Genomic DNA, 17,140 nt, shown 5'->3' on the forward strand with positions numbered 1-17,140 from the left:
CCACATAATGTTAGATACGATACAAGAAGCTATTGACGATATAAAAGCCGGTAAAATGATCATCGTTGTTGATGATGAGGATCGTGAAAATGAAGGCGATTTTTTAACCGCGGCCCGCAACGCCACACCAGAAACCATTAACTTTATGGTACGCCATGGCCGGGGACTTGTATGTGCACCGATTACTCAGCAGCGTGCACGTGAACTTGAACTTGAACCCATGGTGAGTCATAACACCACCTCGCACGAAACCAATTTTACGGTTTCTGTTGATTTGCTTGGGCACGGCTGCACTACCGGCATTTCGGCTACAGACCGGTCAAAAACAACGCTTGCTTTAATTGATCCTTTAACCAGGCCGGAGGACCTGGGCAGGCCAGGGCATATTTTTCCGTTGATTGCCAAGGATGGCGGCGTGCTGCGCAGGTCTGGCCATACCGAGGCAGCTATTGACCTTGCGGTTTTGGCCGGGTTTGAACCTGCCGGCGTAATATGTGAAATAATGAAGGAGGATGGCGATATGGCCCGTCTGCCCGACCTGCTTACCATGGCTAAGGAATTTGATCTTAAAGTGGTGTCCATAAAAGACCTGATAGCCTACCGTTTAAATGCCGAAACCCTGGTGCGAAAAGAGGTTTCAGTAAAAATGCCCACGGAATGGGGTGATTTTGAAATGATAGCTTATACCCAACTGGATACCGGCGAAAATCATCTTGCCCTTGTTAAGGGTACCTGGGAGCCCGGCGAGCCGGTTTTGGTACGTGTGCATAGTTCATGTGTTACAGGTGATATTTTTGGTTCATGCCGCTGTGATTGCGGCCCTCAGTTACACAAAGCCATGGAGATGATCAGTAACGAAGGCAAGGGTGTTGTTGTGTATATGAACCAGGAGGGAAGGGGTATTGGCCTTATTAATAAGCTCAAAGCCTATCATTTGCAGGAAAACGGTTTGGATACGGTTGAAGCCAACATCAAACTCGGCTTTAAAATGGATCAGCGCGACTATGGCATAGGTGCACAGATATTGCGCAGCCTGGGCATTTCAAAAATGCGTTTAATGACCAATAACCCTAAAAAGCGTGCCGGCCTTATTGGTTACGGATTGGAAGTTGTTGAAAACGTGCCTATTGAAATAGCATCAAACCCTCACAACGAATCATATTTGCGTACCAAAAGAGATAAGATGGATCATGCTATTATGCGCGATCATTAATTATCTTCATCGTCGTGCTTAGTAGGAGTTGGTGTACCTCCGGTAGTTGTTGGCGCAGGTATAGGCGTTATAGGAGCCCTATCGCGCCGGCTCCTTCTGAATATATTTCTGATAAACTCACCGAAGGTGTCAAAGTCCCTGGTATATACCAGGCCTATTCCATTTACATACTGTGGAATAAGTTGATTGTCTAATACGTTGATGGTGGTATTATTTAAGGCGCGGTAAGAATATCGTGCCGTAAGGTTGCCATCTTTCCTGATCTGGTAAAGGGCCTCAAAATCCTTGGTCAAAGAGTTAAATCTTTGGTTAAACAGGTTGGTGTTATTGTTATTGAACAGATCATTTGAGCCATTGTTGCTAAACAAACTGCCGTTAAATGATAGCCTGTTATTAAAAAATCTTAACGAAGCGCTGGCCTCATTAAATGACCGTATATTCAAATCAAAGTTCTTGATGTTTGATTGCGATATCAGACTGTTTAATTTATTAAAGGCAAACTCACTTACTGCCTCTCCTGCAGTACCTATTACCTGGTTGGTCAAATTATTGTTATTGTTGTTTGAAAAACTGCGGCGTACAATAATACTGATGGCTTGCTGGCTACGGTTATTATTGTCGGCAAGATAGGTTGCCAGGTCGTCCTTTACTGATGGGTCAGTAGGGAAGTTAAAGTCAAAATCAATAGTTGGCTGCAATAATGATTTGGTGAGTATTAGCTGAGCCTGTACCAGTGTTTGCTGCGATGACGTAGGTGTTTGCAAACCCGCGGCCTGGTAAAGCGGCGCCTTACTTGTTCGCACCTCATAAAGGGCTCGTAGGTTTATTTCGGCGTTTGATGGGTTACCTGTCCACCTGATGGTACCGCCCTGGCTCACCGTAAAATTTTTACTGATAAAGTTTTTTGCCGTAAACTCAAACTTACCTGATGATATTAAAAAGTCGCCGTACATTTCAAAATCGCCCAGGCTGTTAATGTTCAGCTTTAAATTGTTGGCAACACCGCTGCCTTCCAGCAAACCATAATCGGTAGCAATTTTAACAATTGTTTTTTCATCAGCACTAAGGTCAAAATTTAACGTAACCCCGTTAAATGCACGCTCCTTATTTTCTGTTTTTACCGTGTCTTTATGGCTTACAAATTTTATAAAATCATATTCGCTGGCGGTTGATGAAGTATTGAGCGGGATATTAAACACGGTACCGGCCCCGGTGCGCGCGGTAATATCAATTTTCATATTATCAACCGGGCCCTTAAAACTAAATGTACCGGTGCCAAACGCGGTACCGTAATAAAGGTGATTGTCTTTAAAGGTGGTATTTAAAGCCATCAGGTTAGTTGCTTTTACAACTACCTGTATGTCGGGGTTGTTTGGGTTATTTAAATTAACGGTTCCGTTGGCTATGCCGGTGCCTCCTTTAATATCTTTCAATACCATGTTATTGATGTTCACAACGCTATTGTTAACGCTTAACTTATTATTAACAACGTAAGCGGTTTTTAGGTAGTTAACCGTAACCCCGGTATTTTCAAGCGTAAGGGTGCCATTTAACTGCGGGTTTGATGGCTTGCCGGTAAGTTTAAGGTCGGTTGAGATATGGCCTTTTACATCTGACACCAATTCCTTAATAAAAGGCTCAAAAATAATAGCCTCGGTTTGGTTCATTTTTACATCAAAATCAAGGTTATCATCTGTGTCTTTTCCAAAGGCATAAATGCCGGCAATATTCATCGTTTCCAAACCCCGGTTCAGGATATTTAACTTCATATCCGCCTGTTTACGGTCGTTACCCAGGGTTGACTCCAGTTTTACATTACCAATAAGCGTTTTGTTCATGGTTAATGAATCTATAGTCAGGTGTGCATCGACACCCGGCGATTTGGTAATGGAAGTAAATTTGACATCGCCATCAAGACTGCCCTTTAAAAATATGCCCGAGGTGCGGGTGAGCTGATTTAGGGTACGCATATTGAATTTTTCAAAAGAAAGCTTCAGTTCGTCGGCAGGGTTATCAGAAACAAAACCATTTATATATACCTTTTGCAAGCCGTTTGATAATTCAAAGCCCGATATCTGGGTTTTGCCATCAAGCAAGCGTATGCGTACCTGTTCCTGTAGTTTCCATTTTTCTTTCTCAAGGATGATGTCTGATGGCAGCAGCTTTAACTTAGCCGTAGTATCACGCCCAAATTCAACCAGCCCATAAAGGTCAAGCTGGTTTACGGCGTTTTTATCAGATAACTTAACGTTAAAGTTTAAACTGTCATTTTTAAGGAAATTGGTAATGTTAATATCCTTAATAAACAAACTATCGGTAAGGTCAACTCTGCTTAATGATAAATTGAGGCCAAGCAGGCTGTCGGTTGTGTTTTCATCTATAATAAAATCGTGAAAAATGGTTTTGCCGTATTTAATGGTTTTAACGTAACCTGATAATGTAGCGGTTTTCTTTTCTGAATCAAACTGGCCAACAAATGTTCCCTGGTCTGGAATTTTTAGGTCTGGTAAAAATATAGCAGTGAGCGGGTCTAAGTTTTTAAGGCTCAGGTTAAATTCAAACTGCTCAGGTTTTGGCTTTACAATAGTTGTTTTTATTGATGGGATATATTTTTTACCAATTGTTTTAAAATAGGAAGGCAGGGTAGCCAGGTCAAATGTCCCTTTGATACTGCCGTTAGCAAAGTCTGACCGGAGATTTATTTCCCGGGAATTGCCTTTACCAGTAGATGAAAGGTACAATGAATCAACCTCATAATTACTACGTGGGTTAACCACCCTTGCCGGCGAAAATAAAATACTGCCTTGTATATTGTCAAGTTCGTTTCCTGAAAATGCAGTTTTTAACTGTGTACTTATTGTAATGGTGTCCTTTATCAGTTTAAGCTTATTCAGACTGGCATTTTTAATAGTTGCAGCCAGGTTATACACCGGTAAGGCAGGGTTCAGGTTAACGCTCCCTTTTAAGTCGAGCTTTAAGTTTTTGTCATTAACGGTAATATGGCCGTTTGCCAGTTTGTTTATAAATGAGCCATTTACCGTCAGTGTATTATATGTGTAACCTTTAAAGTCAATATAGTTAATATGGGCGTCAATCTTTTCGCTCAGATTTTTCAGTTCGTCGCCACTGCCTTTAACATCGGCGTTAAAGGTAGTGCGGCCAAGCATTTTTTCATCAAGCAGGGTACCCAGGTCAAAGTTAAAAGCGTCAAGTTTGCCGCTATAGCTGGGTATGCCTTTTTTGTTAATTTTAAGGTTAATGTCTGAGTCAAACCTGCCCATTGCGGTTTTAAATATGCCATAGGCCACAAAATCGTTTTGTAAACCTGTAAACCTGCCGTTAAAGTTTATATTCCCAAATTTGCCTATTATCGCGGGTACCTGCATATTAGGATTGCCAGAAAAATGGCTGATCAGGTAATCGAGGTCTTTTTTATTAGAAGCTATCTGATCAAACTTCAATTCAAGGAAGGTGTTATCCCAATCTGGTAATCCGCGCAAATTAAAATCGCCTTTTATAAAGGTGGCCTGTCCGCCGGTAATTGTAACACGTTTGGCTTTTAAGTTGTTCACCAAACCTTTAACATTGCCTTCAATGCCCAGATCAAAACTGGTTTTGCCCATGCCGCTGGTAAAATAGGCAATATCTGTTGATGCTATTCGCGAAGCCTTAAAATTGGCATTCATATATACTTTATTTTCAAAATCATCCATATCATCGAATGATTTGAAACGCATCCTGAAATAATCTTTCAGATCAGAATGTTTGGTTTGTAAGGTGAGGTGTTGCAGCAATACCTGGTTAGTATCAATGGTAGTATGGGCTGTAAAGTTTTTAACATAGAACCCGCTTTTTTCCTGTAGGGTAAGGTGTTGGATGTTTCCTTTGAACAAATGTTTTTTGAGGTCCATACCAGTAACCATCGTGCTGAAGTGATTTACGTCAAGATCATTAAAATTGATCTTGTTCTCTACGGTATCTATCAGCTGGTTTTTGTAACGGAAATGAAAGTTATTGATAGCTATTTTGTCGAAATTAAGCGTCCAGGGTTTGCTGGCAGTTGTTTTTGCAGTATCGCCCGAGTTGAAATAATCAATAATGAATTTCAGGTTAGTAGTGCTGTCTTTTTGTTTTTTAAGATAAAATGAACCGTTATCCAGCTCAATGGATTCAAAATTAATGGTCCGCCTTTTTATGCTATAGAAAAGCGAAAATCCCTTAATATCCACAGCCAGCTTAGGTGTACTGAGCAGGGTATCCTGCTTTTTATCAAGTACATAAAAGCCTTCGAGCACAACCGATGTAAAAGGTCTTATGTATAGGCTTTTGACACTTATTTTGGTATGGAGTTCGCCCGAAAGGTAATCAGCCGCTTGTTTAGCAGCCCAGGTTTGTACGGGTTTAAATTGAAAAGTCAATAAAAGTATGCTCAGTGTCAATAAAATGAACAACACTATCCCTAACGCTATATTGAGTACTTTTTTAATAACTTTGTGTTTTTAATGATTGATTTATTGAGTAACTAAAATCGTTACAATTTAAAAGGATGATAGTTTGCAAAATTTGATAATCGCTAATTCATTAATTCAACAATACAATAATTAACAACATTGTGCCTGTAATTTTAGGAATTGAATCGTCATGTGATGAAACCTCTGCATCTGTTTGTGTTGATGGGGAAATATTGAGCAATGTTATTGCTAATCAAACCATTCACGAAGCTTACGGAGGCGTTGTCCCTGAGCTTGCCTCAAGGGTTCATCAGCAAAATATTGTTCCCGCTGTTCAACAAGCATTATTGAACGCAAAAGTAAACAAAAATGATATTGATGCAGTAGCTTTTACGCGTGGTCCCGGACTTTTAGGTTCGCTTTTAGTAGGTGTGTCTTTTGCCAAGGCTTTTGCGCTGGCCAAAAACCTGCCGCTTATTGATATTAACCATATGCAGGCCCACATATTGGCCCATTTTATTGGTGATCATAAGCCATCGTTTCCGTTTTTGTGCCTTACCGTTTCAGGCGGCCACACGCAAATAGTTTTGGTGAACGATTATTTTAACATGCAGGTAATTGGCCAAACGCTTGATGATGCGGCCGGCGAAGCGATGGATAAAACCAGTAAGATCTTAGGCCTGCCTTATCCCGGCGGCCCGCTTATTGATAAATACGCCCGCCTGGGGAACCCCGATGCCTACAAATTTCCTGAGCCGCAGATACCTGGCCTTGATTTTAGCTTTAGCGGGTTAAAAACATCCATATTATATTTTATAAGAGATAATGTGGCTAAGAATCCCGATTTTATTAGCCAGAACCTGCCGGATATTTGCGCCTCGGTTGAAAAACGGATAGCCACTATATTGCTTAATAAATTACAAAAGGCGGCACAGGAGCACGGTATAAAACAAATAGCACTGGCCGGTGGGGTATCTGCCAATACCGGTTTAAGGCTGGGCTTACAGGAACTTTGCGCTAAAAACGGATGGGAGAGTTTTATTCCTAAAATGGAATACTGTACCGATAACGCAGCCATGATTGCCATTGCCGGCTATTATAAATATTTAAATGGCGAATTTGCCGGGCAGGAGACAGCTCCAATGGCAAGGATGATCATGTAGCCAGCCGGCTCCTGAAGAGGGAAGTGGTACAGGCTTATAATTAATAATAAACGATTTAAAAATTCCTCCTTTTTAGGAGGTAAGGACTTATGAATATTCCATCACTTATATTTTGGGCGGTTTTTGTACTGCCACTTGTAGTGTTTTTAATATGGCTTATGCGCCAGGATAAGCGTAAAGGCGTTACCGGACTTATTGTGTTGGCTATAATTGTAGTTGGCGGCATAGTGTATATGTACCTGAAAACCGGCGGGCAATAAGTCACGGCTGTATGTGGGCAATTACACCTGCCTTTTAGTAAGACTAACTTACCGCGGGCACTTCATTTAATGCTTTAAAAAAAATCTGGGCAAAACCTGCTATATCTCCCGCATGGTCAAGACCGTTAATTATTTTGCGGGCATTTATCCAATCGGTGCGGTTGTCATTAAAAAAATCACCCAAACTTCTGCCGGTAAATAAGCCGCCGGTCATCCCTTTTATCAGAATAGCTGCGGCCACTGCCGGCTGCAAAGCCAGGTCGGGGTTGTTAAGCAGGTCAATATGGAGCAGCCTGCCCATGTTTTCATAATTTTCGTACCAGGTTAGCTGTACATAGCCACGGCCATAATATAATTCATCAGGAGCGTCATAAGGGATACGGTGCCCGGGGCCGCTTCCCATTTTTAATTTTTTACCGTAATCATGCCCGGCCCCTTTGCCAAATTCAGCTATTGGCTGCATGGTTTTGGCGCATTCATGAAAAATGGTTGCCAATATGTAGGCTTCCTTCCGGTTATCGGCAATATTGGCGTCTTCCAGTGCTTTTAATATAGCTTCAATACCATCAACCTGTCCTTGTGATAAATGGCCGCCAAACAACGGACGAACACCATCGTAAAATTCTTTTGATCCCGGCATGTTATTAAAATTTAAATGTTAATAACTGAAGCCGGTAGTGAGTGGCAGGTAAATGCCTGTTATAAAAGAAGATAGCAAAATGGCTTCGTTAAGTAAATATAAATATTCCCTTTGGTGATATCAAAAAAAAATCGTGCCCCGGGGAGGCACGATTTTCGTCAAAATATTCAGATTAAAAACGTTCCTTTAAATAGTGTCCTGTATGTGATTCTTTCTCTTTGATCAGATCTTCAGGAACGCCCTCAAAAACAACATTACCGCCGCGGTCGCCACCCTCCGGGCCGATGTCAATTATCCAGTCGGCACATTTTATAACATCCATATTATGTTCAATTACTATAATAGTGTTACCGTGGTCAAGCAGGGCGTCAAATGATTTGAGCAGTTTTTTAATATCGGCAAAGTGCAGTCCGGTGGTAGGCTCGTCAAAAATAAAAAGCGTTTTATTGGTGTTATTGCCTTTAACCAGGAACGATGCCAGTTTGATACGCTGGGCCTCGCCTCCTGAAAGGGTATTTGACGATTGTCCTAACTGAACATAACCCAAACCTACATCAACCAATGGTTTTATTTTAGAGATGATCTTAGGCTCTTTGGCAAAAAAAACCAAAGCTTCATCAATGGTCATATGCAGCACTTCGGCTACATTTTTTTCATTATAGGTTATATCAAGTATGTGTTGTTTAAACCGGTTACCGCCGCAGGTTTCGCAGGTAAGGAAAATATCTGCCATAAACTGCATCTCAATCTTTACCTCGCCCTCACCCTGACAAACATCACAACGGCCTCCTTCAACGTTAAATGAGAATGCCGATGGTTTTAACCCCGCGGCTTTAGCCGCGGGTTGCGAAGCATACAGGTTGCGGATCTCGTCCCAGGCCTTTACATAAGTAACCGGGTTTGAGCGAGATGAGCGGCCAATGGGGTTTTGATCTACCAGTTCAACCTGTTCAATTTTTGCATAGTCGCCGTCAATGCTGTCATATGATCCGGTTTGCTCACCAGAATAGTTGCCCAGCGTTTTTTGCAAAGCAGGCGCCAGTATGCGCTTTACCAAGCTGGTTTTACCCGACCCGGATACACCCGTAACAACGGTAAGCACACCAAGCGGAAATTTAGCGTTAACATGCTGCAGGTTGTTTTCGCGGGCGCCTTTTATCTCAATAAAATCGTTCCACTTACGGCGGCTTGCAGGTATTGCTATCTCTTCTTTCCCGCTTAAGTACCTGCCGGTTAAACTGTGGTCGTCCCTGATAATTTCATCATATGTACCGGTAAATATCAGGTCGCCGCCATGAGTGCCGGCTTCTGGCCCGATATCAATAATATGGTCGGCAGCCTTCATGATCTCTTCTTCGTGCTCCACAACCAATACGGTGTTTCCTACGTCGCGCAGTGATTTTAGTACGCCTATCAGGCGCTGGGTGTCACGCGGGTGCAAGCCAATACTTGGTTCATCTAACACGTATACGGAGCCTACCAGGCTACTGCCTAAGGACGTAGCCAGATTGATACGCTGCGACTCGCCGCCCGATAAGGTGTTTGACAAGCGGTTAAGAGTTAAATAACTCAATCCAACATCATTTAAAAACGAAAGGCGGTTAGTGATCTCCATGAGTAAACGCTTGCCCACCCTGGCATCAGTTTCATTAAGCTGCAAACCCTTAAAAAATTCAAATGCCTTATCTAACGGCATCAGTACCACATCGGTAATAGACCGGTCACTGATCTTTACATATGATGCGTCCTGGCGCAGGCGGCTTCCCTTACATTCGGGGCAGGTGGTTTTGCCACGATAGCGCGACAACATGACCCGGTACTGGATCTTATAGGTTTGAGCCTCCATTTCATGAAAAAACTCATCTAAACCGCGAAAGTATTTGTTACCTGTCCATAACAGCTTTTGCTGGTCAGCGCTTAGCTGGTTATATTGGCGATGTATCGGAAAATCAAACTGAAGCGCGTGTTTTACAAGCGTATCGTTCCACTCACGCATTTTTTCACCACGCCAGGGTGCAATAGCACCTTCATAAATACTTTTGCTTTTGTCAGGAATAACAAGGTCTTCATCAATACCGATCACTTTACCGTAACCCTCGCACTTTTTACAAGCTCCGTAAGGATTGTTAAAACTGAAGAAGTTTGGTGTAGGCTCTTCAAATTTTATCCCGTCGAGCTCAAAGCGGTCGCAAAAGAAGCGTTCCTGCTCAGCATCGGCATCAGGCTCCTGGTAACGTACATAACAATCACCTTTACCTTCAAAAAAAGCGGTCTGTATCGAATCGCCCAAACGGCTTATGGTTTCTTCTTCCTCGTTTTTTGAAACTCGGTCAATAACTATCCGTATCAGATTGTGAGTTAAGGTTTCCGGACTTTGAGTTTCAGCTTCATTCTTTTTGCTTTTGGCCTTTACCTTTTCGTCTTTCGCCGCAGGTACTAACGAGGCATTATCAATGGACTCATCCTCCAGCAAAGCCTCAATTTTTGAAAGTTTGTTCTGATACTCAACCCGTACAAAGCCCTTTTGCATTAAAACAGCCAGTTCTTCCTTTAAGCTGCGATTATTATGCGGGTGTAAAGGCGACAAAATAGTTACCTGGCTTTCATCAGGCAGTGATAATATAAAGTTTACCACGTCGGTAACAGAATCTTTTTTTACTGCCAGGCCTGACACCGGCGAAATTGTTTTACCAATACGCGAGAACAGCAGTTTTAAATAGTCATAAATTTCGGTTGATGTGCCTACAGTTGACCGCGGATTTGAGGTGATCACTTTTTGTTCAATAGCTATAGCGGGGGCTATACCTTTAATATAATCAACATCGGGCTTGTTCATGCGCCCCAGGAACTGACGGGCATATGACGACAGGCTTTCTACATAGCGGCGCTGACCTTCAGCATATAATGTATCAAAAGCCAGTGACGACTTGCCGGACCCCGACATGCCGGTTACTACAACCAGCTTGTTTTTAGGGATGGCCACATCCATATTTTTAAGGTTATGTACCCTGGCGCCCTTTATAATGATATGTTTCTGCGGATCTTTTTCTGCTTCTTTAGTCATGATAGTAAATAGTACATGGCCAATAAATTATAGCAACCACCCATCACTATGGTTTTACGAACTATCAAGCTATGGCCTTTTTTGGAAATGCAAAAATCCTAAAATATTTAGCAGAATCCAAATTGGTTTTACTTTGTTTGCCGGTTTATATCAAATAAATTTCTGAGTTTACAGTTAGCTGACTTTTAAATACTTAATGACTAAGCAATGCAGAATGCACTATATATGTAAAACCTTATTAAACTATTGCAAACTATTGTTGTCAAAACCACAGGGATATTTGAAATTATTGATAGCGGGGCTACTGATAAATCTCCATAAACCTGATAAACAGAAGAAAGTAAAAAAATATAATTTGTTTTTTAACCCAGAAATTGTTTTATTTGAGGTAACAATTTCTTAACCCCTAAGGAGCATACTATAGAATATACTTTACTTCATAAATTTTTAACTAAAAATTAAGTTTAAGTAGTGCTTTCTATGGATTTTCAATTGAAAAGTGATCAGGATCTAATCCATCTGTATATTGCCGGCGACGAAGCGGGACTGGTGGAATTGATTAGACGATATCAAACAAAAATATATACCTCGATTTATCTGTTGGTAAAAGATGAATATCTGGCCGAAGATATTTTTCAGGATACCTTTATAAAGGTTATAAACACACTTAAAGCCGGGAAATACAACGAAGAAGGTAAATTTTTACCCTGGGTAACCCGCATTGCGCATAACTTGGTTATTGACCATTTTCGCCGCGAAAAACGAGCTCCTATGGTAAGTAATGGCGACGACTTTGATATTTTTGAAGTTTTGGGCAATTACGATGAAAGTACTGAGGACCGTATGGTTCGTGAACAAACACATAAAGACCTTAAAACGCTGATACAGCTCTTGCCATCAGAACAAAAAGAAGTATTGATCATGCGCCACTTTGGCGATATGAGCTTTAAGGAAATTGCCGATATAACCGAAGTAAGCATCAATACCGCGCTGGGCCGTATGCGCTACGCGCTTAATAATCTCCGCAAAATGATGCAGAATAAGGAGCTGAGTTTAAAAAATTAAATCATTCAGATTACCATTTTATAATCATCAGGTCAGTTGATCAGGGGAAGTACTCCAGGCCAAATGACCTGATGATTTTTTTTGCAAGGTCAATGAACTGATAGTTAAAAATAATTTCATTTAATTTTCATTTAATAAAATATTATCTTTAAGTCGCCGTTATAAATCATATAAAATTTATTACAAAATAAGCTTATGGATGAAACTTTTACTACAACGTTAAATGGAATTGCTAACCAAGCTCTGATGAACGAGAATGGACAAGAAAATCTGGATGCTGACGATTTGATTTTTTATAATTCAATTCGTGCTGATTTGGACCTTTTGAACAAAAAACCAAAGGTACAGACTATACACCAGATACTTGACTACTCAAAAAGCCTGCGTTAAGCACCGCCAAACTTACTGGTTCATAGATCATAATTGTTGATTAAGGTTAATGTTTGAAAATAACAAAAAACCCGGCACAATAGATGATTTATGAACCTTTCTATTTTACAATGATTCATATTTAATAAGCAGTGGTACATACATATTATAATATATGTATGTACTGTAAGCTCTATTCGTTTTAACTACAAACCCGATCATCAGATAAAGAATGCTTAAGGCCGAACGTTACCGCCATTTTGTTGACTATTTTTCAAAGCAGCAGCCTGATCCTGTTACTGAGCTGCATTATAACAATCCATATCAATTGCTGGTTGCCGTAATACTATCGGCACAGTGTACCGATAAGCGTATTAACCAGGTTACCCCAGCCCTGTTTGAGCGTTTCCCAACCCCGCATGACCTGGCAGCATCCACCCCCGAAGAGGTTTTTACCTATATTCGGAGCGTAAGTTATCCTAACAATAAAGCCAAACATTTGGTAGGTATGGCCAAAATGCTGGTTGATATTTTTAACGGGCAGGTACCATCTGATATTAATGACCTGCAAAAGATGCCGGGCGTGGGCCGTAAAACGGCAAATGTTATCGCCTCGGTAGTTTTTGCCGCGCCTGCTATAGCGGTTGATACACATGTTTTTAGGGTGAGCAATAGGATAGGTTTAACCACCAATGCCCGTACGCCACTTGCCGTTGAAAAACAATTAACAGAACATTTACCACAAAACACACTTGGTGTAGCCCATCACTGGCTTATATTGCATGGGCGGTATATTTGCGTTGCCCGCAACCCCAAATGCAGTATTTGCCCTATTAGTTGGTTTTGCAGGTATTACGAACGCAATAACACCGAAACCGCTTTACTAAGAGCCGAGGCAGCGAGGATAAAAAAAGCGGCGGTGGCTAAAAAGAAAAGAAACTTAAATGTCATTAGTAAGGAACTTGCCAGGCGAAGTGTGGATAAAGATATTTGATTGGTATTTACAGGTTAAGTAAGTTTATCAATAAATAGAACAAAAATCTCCGGTATTAAATAAATTACTAAAAAAATTAGTAATTTTAAATAAAACATTTATATTTGTTGTAGAAATTTTTGAAATGAGCAATACAGATAAATTGAAAGCACTGCAGCTTACTTTAGATAAGCTTGAAAAATCATACGGAAAAGGAACCATCATGAAACTGGGCGATTCCGTGATTGAACCAACTGAGGTTATATCAACCGGTTCATTAGGGCTTGATATAGCATTAGGGGTTGGCGGGTTACCTAAAGGACGGGTTATAGAAATATATGGACCCGAATCGTCAGGTAAAACCACATTGGCTATACATGCCATTGCCGAGTCGCAAAAAAAAGGCGGCATTGCCGCTTTTATTGATGCAGAACATGCCTTTGATCGTTTTTATGCCAAAAAGTTAGGGGTTGATGTAGAAAACCTGCTGATATCTCAGCCAGATAACGGTGAGCAGGCGCTTGAAATTGCTGATAACCTGATCCGTTCAGGTGCAATTGACATTTTGGTTATTGACTCGGTTGCCGCTTTGGTGCCCAAAGCCGAAATTGAAGGCGAAATGGGTGATTCTAAAATGGGTTTGCACGCGCGTTTGATGTCGCAGGCATTGCGTAAATTAACCGGTACCATCAGCAAAACAGGATGCTGCTGCATATTTATTAACCAGCTGCGCGACAAAATTGGCGTAATGTTTGGTAACCCCGAAACAACCACGGGTGGTAATGCACTTAAATTTTATGCTTCGGTACGTTTGGATGTACGCCGTATATCACAAATTAAGGATACTGATGAAGTATCCGGTAACCGTGTTAAAGTAAAGATAGTTAAAAACAAGGTAGCCCCTCCATTCCGTGTGGCCGAGTTTGATATTATGTTTGGCGAAGGCATTTCAAAAGCCGGCGAGATCATTGACCTGGGTGTTGAGTATAACATCATTAAAAAAGCGGGTTCATGGTTTAGTTATGGCGAAACCCGTCTGGGGCAGGGCCGTGATGCGGTTAAGCAACTGATACTTGATAATCCTGAGTTACAGGAAGAACTTGAAAATAAAATTAAGGAGACCGTTACGGGCGAAAGTCTGGTTGAAGAATAACGAAATGTCGGATTTCGGAATTCTGGTTTCAGATTTATGAAATTGAAAAGCTTTCCCATTATTTGGGGAGGCTTTTTTTTTTATACGCCATCCTAATTTTCATGCTGAACGTAGTGAAGCATCTATTATAGCGTTTGCGTAGCCGTCAGCATATGCTTCATTGTGTTGCCGCTACTTCGCAATGCACCTTCATTTGCACGTAATAAATCGATAAAGCTTAATGAGCTAAGCCAATAATTATTACATTTAGCTTAATGAATAAATGGGTCTTACCACTGTTTTTCGTATTGCTGATTCACCTTAGCGCCTGCCATACCAACGCTCCTGATTCGCATAAAACGGTTTTTAATATTAACCTGGAAGAGGGCCTCACATCGCTTGATCCGGCCTTTTGCCGTAACCGTTATACCATTTGGATGGATAACCAGGTGTTCAATGGGCTGGTACAGGTTAATGATAGTCTTAAAGTTATCCCTTGTATTGCCAAAAGCTGGGACGTATCGGCAGATGGCCTCTTGTATACTTTTCATTTACGTAACGATGTATATTTTCATGATGATGCACACTTTGCAAACGGCGTGGGCCGCCGGGCTGTGGCTTCCGATTTCGTTTACAGCTTCAGCCGTTTAATTGATCCAAAAGTAGCTTCGTCAGGTTCATGGATCTTCAGCGACAAGGTGGAGGGTAAAAATGCTTTTACCGCTCCTGATGACAGTACCTTTAAAATACGGCTCAAGCAGCCGTTTGCGCCTTTCTTGAGTATGCTTACCGCGCAGTATTGTTCTGTAGTACCCAAGGAGGTGGTTGAGTTTTACGGCAAGGATTTCAGGAGCCATCCCATAGGTACGGGACCTTTTAAATTTAAGTATTGGAAAGAAGGCGAAGTACTGGTACTGCTTAAAAATGAAAAGTACTGGGAAAAAGATGGCAAAGGCAGGCGTTTACCTTATCTGGACGCTGTTAAAGCCACGTTTATTGCCGATAAGCAAACCTCTTTTTTAGAATTTATAAAAAAGAAACTCGATTTTTTGAATGATATTGACGGCAGTTATCGTGATGATATCCTGACCAAATCGGGCAAGGTTACGCAAAAATATAAAGGTAAATTTATTTTAAATACGGCTCCATACCTCAATACCATGTACCTGGGGATTTTGGTTGATACCAACCTGGCTATAGTGAAACGGTCGCCCTTGCGGATATTAAAAGTAAGGCAGGCCATTAACTATGCCATTGACAGGCAAAAAATGATGAAATACCTGCGCAATAGCATGGGCACTCCAGGATATGCAGGCTTTATTCCCGAAGGTATGCCGGGTTTTAGCAGGGCTGTAAAAGGGTATACCTATGACCCCGAAAAGGCCCGGCAGTTACTTGCCGAGGCTGGTTTCCCTGATGGCAAGAACCTGCCCGAAATTTCATTGGCCACTACGGTAGGCTACCGCAGCCTGATAGAGTACGTACAGGGCCAGCTTGACCGTATAGGTATAAGAACCAGCGTTGAAATTACCCAGGGCGCCAGTTTACGGGAATTGGTATCAAAAAACGGCATCAATTTTTTTTACGGACAATGGATTGCCGATTATCCTGATGGCGAAAATTACCTGTCGGTCTTCTACTCCAAAAACAAGATCCCTTATGGCCCAAACTACACAGGCTTTAACAATAAAAAGTTTGATGCCCTGTTTGAGCAAACATACCATATAAAAAATGACTCAGCCCGTTATGCCCTGTACCAGCAAATGGATAACCTGGTAATGGAACAATCGCCGGTGGTGGTGCTCTATTACGATAAGCTGGTAAATTTGTACCAGGATAATATCAGTGGCTATAGCTTAAACGGACAGAACCTGCTCGTGTTAAAAAGAGTGGTGAAGGCTCCCTGGAGTGTCGCTCGGGGCGTGAATTGATTCAATGCTACTCACTTGCGCTCGTTTGCTACGAGTACCACTTGCGCTCGTTTGCAACGAGTGCTTAACATGGGTGTGCGATTGCATCGCCTTTACAACTTGCAATTTTACAAGCCAATCGGTATTTTCGGCAAACCTTAAATCATGTCGCATCAATACCGTGTCTGGAACCCGGACGAAATCTATTTTGTAACTTTTACTATTGTTGATTGGGTTGATGTTTTTACGTGACTGGCTTATAAACAATTAATAATTGACTCCTTAATTTATTGTCAACAACAAAAAGGACTGGAAGTTTATGCTTATTGTTTAATGACCAATCATTTGCACTTACTCGTATCTGCTCAACTGCCTAATAAATTACCAGATATTATTCGTGATTTTAAAAAGCATACCAACAAACAGATCATTAAGTTAATACAGGAAGAAGTTGAAAGCAGGAGAGATTGGATGCTTTACAGGTTTCAATATCATGCTAAATATACCAGCAGGATACAGGACTATAAGGTGTGGCAGGACGGTTATTACGGTATTGCTTGTGATAACATTAATATCCTTTCACAAAAGCTGGATTATATTCATAATAATCCTGTTAGAACCGGTATTGTCACTACGCCTGAATGTTATCAATATAGTTCGGCTGCAAATTATGCGGGCGAAAAGGGAATGATGGATGTGGTGTTATTAGATCTGGGATTCGCGTTGTAAACGCTTAGCCATATTAAGCGCTCGTTATAAACGAGCGCAAGTAAAACGCTTATCAATATTAAGCACTCGTTACAAACGAGCGCAAGTAGAACGAGCCAAGTAGCAAATGAGCACAAACAAAAAAGCCTCCCTGACAAGAGAGGCTTTTTAAATATTCAACATTCCGGAATC

Annotated in this window: 12 protein-coding genes; 9 read left to right on the forward strand and 3 right to left on the reverse strand. The window is 41.3% G+C overall.

Annotated elements, in window-relative coordinates; translation table 11 throughout:
• Positions 1-7 precede the first annotated feature (7 nt).
• Positions 8-1,213: a bifunctional 3,4-dihydroxy-2-butanone-4-phosphate synthase/GTP cyclohydrolase II gene (locus J2W55_RS12930; RefSeq protein WP_310096316.1), complete on the forward strand. Its 1,206-nt coding sequence runs from the start codon at positions 8-10 to the stop codon at positions 1,211-1,213.
• Here the strand turns inward: J2W55_RS12930 and J2W55_RS12935 are convergent.
• On the reverse strand, positions 1,210-5,631 hold the full coding sequence (locus J2W55_RS12935; protein WP_310096318.1) for a translocation/assembly module TamB domain-containing protein: 4,422 nt from the start codon (positions 5,629-5,631) through the stop codon (positions 1,210-1,212). The two genes, J2W55_RS12930 and J2W55_RS12935, sit on opposite strands and share 4 nt — an antisense overlap.
• 194 nt (positions 5,632-5,825) lie before the next feature.
• On the opposite strand from J2W55_RS12935, the gene tsaD reads away from it, so the two are divergent.
• Together tsaD and J2W55_RS12945 are read left to right on the forward strand one after the other, a co-directional pair.
• Entirely contained in the window at positions 5,826-6,827 is a 1,002-nt protein-coding gene (gene tsaD / locus J2W55_RS12940; protein WP_310096320.1) for a tRNA (adenosine(37)-N6)-threonylcarbamoyltransferase complex transferase subunit TsaD, read from the forward strand.
• An 89-nt stretch (positions 6,828-6,916) separates the two neighbouring features.
• Complete coding sequence (locus tag J2W55_RS12945; RefSeq protein ID WP_310096323.1) at positions 6,917-7,087, forward strand: hypothetical protein; 171 nt, start codon at positions 6,917-6,919, stop codon at positions 7,085-7,087.
• 43 nt (positions 7,088-7,130) lie between these two features.
• Here the strand turns inward: J2W55_RS12945 and J2W55_RS12950 are convergent, their stop codons facing one another.
• Together J2W55_RS12950 and uvrA are read right to left on the reverse strand one after the other, a co-directional pair.
• Positions 7,131-7,727 (reverse strand): glycoside hydrolase family 19 protein, encoded by a 597-nt coding sequence (locus J2W55_RS12950; protein WP_310096325.1) that lies wholly within the window; start codon positions 7,725-7,727, stop codon positions 7,131-7,133.
• Positions 7,728-7,899: 172 nt separating this feature from the next.
• Positions 7,900-10,791, reverse strand: coding sequence for an excinuclease ABC subunit UvrA (gene uvrA / locus J2W55_RS12955; protein ID WP_310096327.1), 2,892 nt, complete (start codon positions 10,789-10,791; stop codon positions 7,900-7,902).
• 480 nt (positions 10,792-11,271) lie between these two features.
• Between uvrA and J2W55_RS12960 the strand changes: the two genes are divergently transcribed.
• The 6 genes from J2W55_RS12960 (at position 11,272) to J2W55_RS12985 (ending at position 16,969) form a co-directional block, all read left to right on the forward strand.
• On the forward strand, positions 11,272-11,856 hold the full coding sequence (locus tag J2W55_RS12960; RefSeq protein WP_310096329.1) for an RNA polymerase sigma factor: 585 nt from the start codon (positions 11,272-11,274) through the stop codon (positions 11,854-11,856).
• 195 nt (positions 11,857-12,051) lie between these two features.
• Positions 12,052-12,246, forward strand: a complete 195-nt coding sequence (locus tag J2W55_RS12965) for a hypothetical protein (RefSeq protein ID WP_310096333.1) — start codon at positions 12,052-12,054, stop codon at positions 12,244-12,246.
• Between the two features lie 211 nt (positions 12,247-12,457).
• Entirely contained in the window at positions 12,458-13,219 is a 762-nt protein-coding gene (gene nth, locus J2W55_RS12970) for an endonuclease III (RefSeq protein ID WP_310096335.1), read from the forward strand.
• Between the two features lie 124 nt (positions 13,220-13,343).
• Positions 13,344-14,351: a recombinase RecA gene (recA, locus tag J2W55_RS12975; protein ID WP_310096337.1), complete on the forward strand. Its 1,008-nt coding sequence runs from the start codon at positions 13,344-13,346 to the stop codon at positions 14,349-14,351.
• Positions 14,352-14,605: 254 nt separating this feature from the next.
• The gene (locus tag J2W55_RS12980) at positions 14,606-16,261 is read left to right on the forward strand and encodes an ABC transporter substrate-binding protein (RefSeq protein WP_310096339.1); all 1,656 of its coding nucleotides are present in this window, start codon (positions 14,606-14,608) and stop codon (positions 16,259-16,261) included.
• Between the two features lie 249 nt (positions 16,262-16,510).
• Positions 16,511-16,969: a transposase gene (locus J2W55_RS12985; protein ID WP_445353951.1), complete on the forward strand. Its 459-nt coding sequence runs from the start codon at positions 16,511-16,513 to the stop codon at positions 16,967-16,969.
• Positions 16,970-17,140: the final 171 nt, after the last annotated feature.

Source organism: Mucilaginibacter pocheonensis, from assembly GCF_031456535.1.
In the GTDB taxonomy this organism is placed as follows: Bacteria; Bacteroidota; Bacteroidia; order Sphingobacteriales; family Sphingobacteriaceae; genus Mucilaginibacter; species Mucilaginibacter pocheonensis.